We start from the raw sequence: 7,849 nt of genomic DNA, 5'->3' as shown, positions 1-7,849 counted from the left end.
GGAAAGAAAATCTGAAAATTATCTTGCATCTCTTTATCTCGCAAGCTCGATCATTGCTTTTAACTTTTTTGATAGGTAGTTTTGAGACCGGCTCTTACAGTTCTTCCTAAAGAACTCGAACGATTTAAGAATTTACAAAAGTTAGATTTATATAGTAACCAGCTTACAATTCTTCCTAACGAGATCGGACAACTTCAGAATCTGGAAGAGTTAGATTTAGGTGCAAATCAACTTAGAACTATCCCGAATGAGATCGGGCAACTTAAGGACTTGCAAGAATTACATTTAGATGGAAATCAGCTTACAATTCTTCCGAATGAGATCGGACAACTTAAGAACCTTAGGAGTTTAGAGTTATATAATAATCAGCTTACAGCTCTTCCGAATGAGATCGGACAACTTAAGGACCTGAGAAGTTTAGAGTTATATAACAACCAGCTTACAACTCTTCCTGAAGAGATCGGACGACTCAAGAATCTGCAAAAGCTATATTTGAATGAAAATCAAATTACAATTCTTCCTAATGAAGTTGGAAACCTTTCAGAGCTGGAAGAATTGAATTTAAGCGGGAATCGGCTTACAAATCTTCCTAAAGAAATTGGACAACTTCAAAAGCTGAGAAGTTTAGATTTAAGCAATAATCAACTTACAACTCTTCCCAAAGAAATTGGACATCTGAAGAACTTGCGGCGTTTGGTTTTGAAAGGAAATAATTTTTCACCCCAAGAGAAGGAAAGAATTCGGAATCTCCTGCTGGAATACGAAATAGATGGGGAGTTGTTACGACGCAGACGCATAGGGGGGTTGGCGTTGGTGAGATCGAGATGCCAGATATAACTGTAGTTGCGGTGGAAGGTTGGACATCTTCACGTTCAAAGTTTTATCGTTTGAAAAAATCGATCATTTGGCGACGGCTCTTATCCATTGCGAATCTATCATGCATAACGTTTATGATCTCTGATCGAGAGTTTTCTCCTGAATTCTTTGATTGTTGCATATTGTAGTAGCAAGCGTATAGTTTCCAATTCTGTTTCAAACTCCGAATTCAAAAAAGGATTCGTACGCTCCTTATTCGAAGCGCCAAATCTGGAATTGAACAAGAGCGAGTTTTATCCGTAAAATGACCGATTGATTTCAGCCTTGTAGAACTAATCTTCCTTCTTTCGCAACAGAATTCTCTTGCTCGTCGGATCATGTCTAGAAATCTTGGAATACAACTTGTTTGTCCTCGTAAAGAGGAAGGGAATCCGGTTGTAGTCCGGAGCTGAACCCGCAGCTGTAATCACCAACCAAAATTTCGCAAAATACCACTGCTTTAAACGCGGGAAGGATGCAAAATCGGCGAGAGCCAGAAGACCTAACAAGTTGAGCAAACTGACGGGACTTTCGGGAGTTAAAGTCGGGTTTGAAAAATAGGCTTTCATCCGCTCGGATTTTCCGCTTTTTCTTCCCGGCGTTTTCAATCGGGCGATAAATGAGATTATTTAATTACATTTTAATTTTAGAATATTCTATAATTCTGTTATTTTCTATTTTTGTTTCCGGGATTGTTGCTCAAGATAATTCAGATTCCATCATCGTTCAAAAAGCGGAAACGGTTCGGGTGATCGGAAAGGTTTCCGATTCTGGTTCCCAAAACTTTCGATCCAACCCGAGCGGATTTCAATCCGCGATTAAACTCGATGAAACGTCAGCACGTTATACGTCATTGCCGGAGGTTTTGGAAAGGGAGGCCGGACTGAGGGTCAGATCCTTTGGAGGACTCGGCTCTTATTCCACACTTTCCATCCGAGGCACAAACCCGAATCAATCTAGGATCTATTTGGATGGAATTCCGCTGAATAATTCCCAAGGTGGGGAAGTCAATCTGGCTGATCTTCCTTTCGACAGTTTGGAAAGTGTGGAGGTTTACAGGTCCGGAAATCCGATCGGTTTTTCGGGTTCTGCGATCGGAGGTTCGGTCAATCTCGTCACGAGAAAGGATACGGGAAAACCCAGAACGAGAGTCAATCTAGGAGGCGGTTCGTTTAACACGGGCAAGGCGAGCGTTTCTCATACCGGAACGTACAATGGAATCGGAGCGAGTTTTTTGGCGCTCGGCGAAAAATCGGATCAGAACTTTTCTTTTAAAAACGATCACGGAACCGTAGTTTTAAACACGTTAGACGACACGATTGATCGAAGGAGGAATGCGGCATTTGAAAAAGCGGCGCTTTTTGGAACGCTCAAATATCAAATGGGCAAAACCGAACTAAAATTATTAAACGACTTCAATCATAGAATTCACGGACTTCCGGGACCGGGTTCCAATCAGACGAATCGGGTTCATAGAAAATACGATCGATACACGGGTTCTTTTGCAACGGATACGAAAGGATTATTCGTGGATTTTTTTCGTCTTGAGACTAGAAGTTTTTATACCGCGGCCAAGGACGATCTTTTCGATCCTGGCTCCGAATTCTCTAAAGGAACTCCGAATTCCAGAGCGGAAATCCGACAGGCGGGGATTCAAATCATGCCGACTTTATATCTAACGGATTATCATCAAATTCTAAGAGCGTTTGTTTCTTTAGAAAGGGAATCCTTTGATCGCAATAGGTTGACCCCTTCCAACGTTATCGGAAGAGTGGAACCTCTAAAAGAAAGGACGTATTCTTCCTTTCGTTTGGAAGACGAAGTTCGTCTTTGGAATGCGAAGGTTCTTTTGGTTCCTTCTGTGACTTGGGATCATTATAGGGATCGTTTCCCTTCGGAGGAACCTTGGTATAGAAGACAGGATCTTTTTGCGAGCGATAGTAAGAAAATCACATTCACAAATCCTAAATTAGGTTTTGTATGGAAGTTGTTCGAAAGGGAAGCTTGGGACGTTCAATTTCAAGCAAACGTTTCCAGACAATATAGAATTCCTTCCTTTTTGGAAATGTTCGGAGAACAGGGGAGCATCATTGCAAACCCGAATCTGAGGCCGGAACGAAGCGGCAACGGGGACGCTGGATTTGTGTTCAAAACGAATCATTCTTACTTAAAAACGAAAACGAGTGTTTCTTATTTTTCCAAAGATATCAAAGATATGATTTTGTTTCTTCCGAATTCTCAGTTTACTCTGAGGCCGGAGAACGTAGATTCCGCACGGATCAGAGGGATCGAGTTCTCCCATAGGGTAGATTGGAAATATGGGATTAAATTTTTGTTCAACTATACCTATCAGGATGCGATCAACACTTCCTCTTCCGTGTATCTGCGCGGAAAAATTCTTCCTTTGAGGTCGAGACACGAGTTTGCGAGTACTCTTTCGTGGAAAAGGAAGAGATTGGAAACAGGGATCGAATTGTTGTATATCGGCGCGGTGTTTCGCGATAGAACGAACGAATACATCAACTATATCCCGGAGAGACAGATTTGGAACTATTTTTTCACCTGGATTCTTGATTCGGAACCGGGAGAGTCCGTAAAAAATTCTTTGGGAGATTTAAAGGAATCCGCTCCTTCCAGGGAAGTTTTACTTACTTTTGAAACGAAGAATTTTACGGATCGAAGGGTTTCCGATCTGATCGGTTATCCGCTTCCGGGTAGAAGTTGGTACGTGACTTTGAGTATGAGATTTTGATATGAGATTAAAGATTAATATTTTTATAATATTCTTTTTTTTGAATTTATCTTGTCGGGATATTCAAAAGCCGTCTTTTCTGAGTCTTCTTCTGATTCAAAACTCTCCCGGTAACATAGGAGTCGTAACTACGGATTTTGGCGGTGGAGGTCGTTTTAAAGTAATCAACTCTTCTTTACTTTACAGCTATCCCGGTTTGACTCCGATTCACTCCGATGCGGTTGCTCGTTTCGGGATCGGAAGAGTATATGTGTTGAACCGACTCAATCGGGATAGCATACAAGTTCTCGAGCCGAACTACGGATTTATCACGGTCTCGGAGCTTTCGCTCGGTTTGAGGGTTAATCCGGTGGATATGGAATTTGCAAGTGCATCTAAGGCTTATGTGAGTCTGTACGGTTCCAGTCGTTTGTTGATTGTGGACCCGACATATATGACGATTATCGGTTCGATCGATCTCGGAAGTTATGCGGAACCTGTTTCACTTGGGGCCGTGCCCGACGGAATTCCCGAGATGAACGGTTTGAAAATAGTAGGTGATTCTCTTTTTGTATGTGTACAGAGACTGGATCGAAACGATCCTTCTGGTTATTTTCCTCCGAATACGACCTCTCTTTTGTTGGAGATCGATATTGCGACGGATAGAGTAATCGGAGTATATACGTTTCCAAGTTCCAATCCTGTGAGTAAGCCGCAGCTCGTGGATCTTTTCGGAGAGCCTCATCTTGTGGTTGCAACTCCCGCTAGAATGGGATTTCAGAGTCGAATAGATGGAGGAGTCAGCGCGTTTCGTTTATCGACTCGTTCCTTTGTTTCTCGATTTCTTTATTCCGAGTCGGTTGCGGGTGGAGATATTCTTTCTGTACAGGTGAAATCGGATACGGTCGGTTATGTTTCCGTTTTGGATTCCGGATTTACTAAAACATTGCAGGTATTCAACCCAAGCACGGGAGAAAAAATTTCCACTCTTCTTACCATCCCTTCAAGTTACGACGCGAGTCTGTCGAGCATCCTTCTTGCATCGGATAAAATCTTATATGTGGGGAATACTCAATTTCAACAACCTGGCGTGACAATGTTCGATACGGAGAGAGGGAACATTTTGTTGACTCCGACTCCGATTTCGGTAGACCTTCAACCTTATGATATTATAGAATTGAAATAGGGAACCTCTATAAAATAGATTTTAGAATTCTCAAATATCGTAGAATAGTGATTTATCATCAGAATTCTTTATAACGTTTTGTTGTTTTTTGATTTTATAGAGATGCTTCATGGGATTTCATCGGTTCAATGACTTGATTTTTTTATAGTCCTTTTCGCAAAATAGTTTAGAATCTTAACAAGAGTGGGTGTTTCTGCCGCTTTGTGTTTAAATATTCTCAGAATTAGATTTTAAAGTTTGGATCTTGATTTATTGATTCTTATTCACTCAGCCGTTAAAACCTCTAATCGTTAAAATATAAGAATTTTTTTGAGTTTTTTCCGAAAACAGATTTTAATCCTCTCTCAAAAAAAGTGACGGTGGTCTATGGAAGAAATTTTTCAGGCGATAGCAGGTGGGCAAAAATCGAAAGCGATCGGTTTATTAAAAAGAGATCCGAGTCTTTTTCAGAGTTTAACGGAAGAGGGAATTACTCCCGTTTTATTTTCTCTTTATTATGGAAAATTAGACATTTCTAAGGAGATATATGGTATCAGTCCCGACCGGAATCTTTTCGAAGCTGCGGCTCTCGGAGACTTGGAAGAAACAAAACGATTGCTTTCCGGTTCTTCGGATATGATCAATTCCTTTTCCCATGACGGTTGGTCCGCCTTACATCTTGCCTCCTATTTTGGTCATCTGGAAATTGTAAAATTTTTGATCTCATCAGGAGCAAACCTTGGCCTCACTTCCAAAAGTAAATTGTCCTACGGAAACACGGCTCTGCATTCTGCTGTAGCGACCGGAAAAAAAGCCGTCGTGGAGCTCCTTTTGGAAAAAGGTGCGGATCCAAACGCTCTCCAAAATCCGGGAGGTATCACTCCTTTACACATCGCCGCGGGTCGTTCCGGGAGTGATGGTATCATTCAGTTACTCTTAAAAAAAGGTGCCGATAAAAAAATTTGGAGTTCCGAAGGAAAAACTCCATATACAATCGCATTAGAAAAATGAAATTTGATTGAGGCAAAGTTGTTAGAATTCACATGAAAAAATCTTAACTAACGTGAGACCGGCTCTAAGGAGAAAGTAGAAGTTGTAAATTGTCTTTGGATTTCAAATTCAAAGAAGGTTTTTTTGGAAAAAATGAAAATGCGACTAACCCGCTTAATAGATTTAGAGCGTGTCCCAAAACCTATCTTCGTGCCATTCTAAATAAAATGAAAGCGAATGCGAGTTGGAATAAGGCAGTATAATTTTCGAGTTTGAATTCCCAGCAAGTTTTTATACCTCTAAAAGCATTGAACCAAGCAAAGGTGCGTTCGACAGTCCATCTAAAAGGTTTTAATGGAACAATCCGTTCAGGGTTTTTAGCGTTCTTTTTATTTGGAATTCGATATCTAATTTTATCCTTTTTTAATTTAGATTTAATCTCGTTAGTGGCATAGGCTTTATCTAAGGAAAGGATCTCTGGGTTCAAAACTTTAGAATTTCTTAAAATTCTAAATCTTTTCAAATTAGGGAATAATAACTTAGAATCATGTGTTTCTGCCGAAGCAATTACGAAGGCTATAGGCGCTCCACTCCTATCGACGAGAATATGCCTTTTAATGCCTCTTTTGCCGCGATCCGTCGGGTTTGGACCTGTGAAATCCCCCCTTTTGGAGCCTTTGCATAACTTCCATCCGCTGCCATTCTTTTCGTTTTAATTTTAACCGTACGTTCATAGAGTTTTAAGGCTTCTTTTTCAATTTTATTAAAAACTCCTGCTGATACCCATTCTTGAAATCTTCTATGCAACGTTGATTTTGAACCAAACATTGGAGGTATATATCTCCATTGAACTCCTGTTCTTACTCGATAAAATATCGCTGCCATGGCTAATCTATCATCCAGGCGAGGACGGCCAACCTTGCGAGGATTCTGATTTCTCTTGGGTAACAACGGATGGAGACGTTTCCAAATCTCTTCCGGTATATCTAAATGGCATAACTTTGATTTCATTTGTCAATGATGTACGACTACTTAATCCGTACAAGAAGGTTTTGGGACACGCTCTTAAAGAGAAGGTTTTAATTTTGCCTCTTCTCTCTGTGCCAAAGATCGGAGTGAGAGTTTGCGGAGCAAATCTCGAACGAAGCGAGGAGACGAAGTTATGCGAAGGCTGCGAGTTTAAGAAAATATTGTTCCATCCAGAGTTTCATATTCTTTAAAGTAATCCCAATCTTCTTTAATTTGTTTTTTACCATATATTTTTAATGTTTTATTTAGTCTTTCAATCTGGTCAATTATCTCATTTGCCAACAACACTGAGATATATTTATATTGTAGGTTCCCTGTTTTCCTAAGAGAATATAGATATTTTCTTTTGGCCTTAGAATCACTCCTAATTGAAATTGGAAAAGGATATTCATGATAATGTAATGCACTGTTCAATAGTATTCGACTCATTCTTCCGTTAAAATCAGGAAACGGGTGAATATTTACAAAATCAGTAGAAATAATTGCCGCAGCGCTTATCGGATCCATCTCTGAGATAGATAAAAGCTTATTCGATTTTTTACAATACTTTTGCATCAGGCTTTTTATGTAGGTTGAAGTCGGGTAATTCGTATTTACTCCAGTCATAATAGGGTATGTTCTAAATTTACCAGGATATGCTTCTGGATCATCCAGAAAATTTTTACTTATCATTCTGTGAATAGATTTAATATTCTTTAAAGTAAGAAAGCTTTTTAGTTTAGGTCTTTCTTTTGATATGCTTTGCCCGTTTTTACCCTTATTTTTTATTTTATATAGAAATATTTCAGCTTTTGAAAGTAAGAACATTATTGCTTTAAAGTTAGACATTGACATGGCTTGTAGCTGTTGGTAAAGCATAGTATCCAGCTTAGCTTTTTTATTATACTTGATTATACTCTTGCTTTTTCTGATAATATTTGGTGTAACATAAATATGACTTAGATCCGGTCTCAAAACTGCTTGTACTCAGAAAGCATAAAAATATCAATGTGAAATGGACAAATATTATTCAGAGATCCCCGATGCACTTTGGGAAAAAATAGAACCATTAATCCCAAAAGTTAGGGCAAATCTCCAAG

General features: G+C 39.6%; 6 protein-coding genes and 1 riboswitch. Of the genes, 4 read left to right on the top strand and 2 right to left on the bottom strand.

What is annotated here, in order from left to right:
• Positions 1 to 81: 81 nt before the first annotated feature.
• The 4 genes from CLV95_RS18210 (at position 82) to CLV95_RS18195 (ending at position 5,762) form a co-directional block, all read left to right on the top strand.
• The gene (locus CLV95_RS18210; protein ID WP_002736304.1) at positions 82 to 837 is read left to right on the top strand and encodes a leucine-rich repeat domain-containing protein; all 756 of its coding nucleotides are present in this window, start codon (positions 82 to 84) and stop codon (positions 835 to 837) included.
• A gap of 365 nt (positions 838 to 1,202) precedes the next feature.
• Positions 1,203 to 1,379, top strand: a riboswitch (cobalamin riboswitch).
• 95 nt (positions 1,380 to 1,474) lie between these two features.
• Positions 1,475 to 3,607: a TonB-dependent receptor plug domain-containing protein gene (locus CLV95_RS18205; protein WP_002736294.1), complete on the top strand. Its 2,133-nt coding sequence runs from the start codon at positions 1,475 to 1,477 to the stop codon at positions 3,605 to 3,607.
• 1 nt (position 3,608) lies between these two features.
• Entirely contained in the window at positions 3,609 to 4,772 is a 1,164-nt protein-coding gene (locus tag CLV95_RS18200) for a YncE family protein (protein ID WP_002721160.1), read from the top strand.
• A gap of 366 nt (positions 4,773 to 5,138) precedes the next feature.
• Positions 5,139 to 5,762, top strand: a complete 624-nt coding sequence (locus CLV95_RS18195) for an ankyrin repeat domain-containing protein (RefSeq protein WP_002736298.1) — start codon at positions 5,139 to 5,141, stop codon at positions 5,760 to 5,762.
• A 181-nt stretch (positions 5,763 to 5,943) separates the two neighbouring features.
• Here CLV95_RS18195 and CLV95_RS18190 read toward each other — a convergent pair.
• Both CLV95_RS18190 and CLV95_RS18185 read right to left on the bottom strand, forming a co-directional pair.
• Positions 5,944 to 6,752 (bottom strand): IS5 family transposase gene (locus CLV95_RS18190; protein WP_100219964.1). Its coding sequence is split into 2 segments (ribosomal slippage): positions 5,944 to 6,401 and positions 6,401 to 6,752, totalling 810 coding nucleotides; the frame shifts between segments, so codons are not numbered across the junction.
• A gap of 168 nt (positions 6,753 to 6,920) precedes the next feature.
• On the bottom strand, positions 6,921 to 7,598 hold the full coding sequence (locus tag CLV95_RS18185) for a Fic family protein (protein ID WP_230456581.1): 678 nt from the start codon (positions 7,596 to 7,598) through the stop codon (positions 6,921 to 6,923).
• Positions 7,599 to 7,849 lie beyond the last annotated feature (251 nt).

This window comes from Leptospira borgpetersenii serovar Javanica, from assembly GCF_003046425.1.
GTDB classification, from domain to species: domain Bacteria; phylum Spirochaetota; class Leptospiria; order Leptospirales; family Leptospiraceae; genus Leptospira; species Leptospira borgpetersenii.
Note: the sequence above shows the minus strand (reverse complement) of the source record. Positions and strands in the feature narration are given on the sequence as shown.

What these genes read in the sequence shown, in the direction of transcription:
- CLV95_RS18195 (WP_002736298.1), top strand. Translation starts at nt 5,139, where the DNA reads ATGGAAGAAATTTTTCAGGCGATAGCAGGTGGGCAAAAATCGAAAGCG.
- CLV95_RS18200 (WP_002721160.1), top strand. Translation starts at nt 3,609, where the DNA reads ATGAGATTAAAGATTAATATTTTTATAATATTCTTTTTTTTGAATTTA.
- CLV95_RS18185 (WP_230456581.1), bottom strand. Translation starts at nt 7,598, where the DNA reads ATGTCTAACTTTAAAGCAATAATGTTCTTACTTTCAAAAGCTGAAATA.
- CLV95_RS18205 (WP_002736294.1), top strand. Translation starts at nt 1,475, where the DNA reads ATGAGATTATTTAATTACATTTTAATTTTAGAATATTCTATAATTCTG.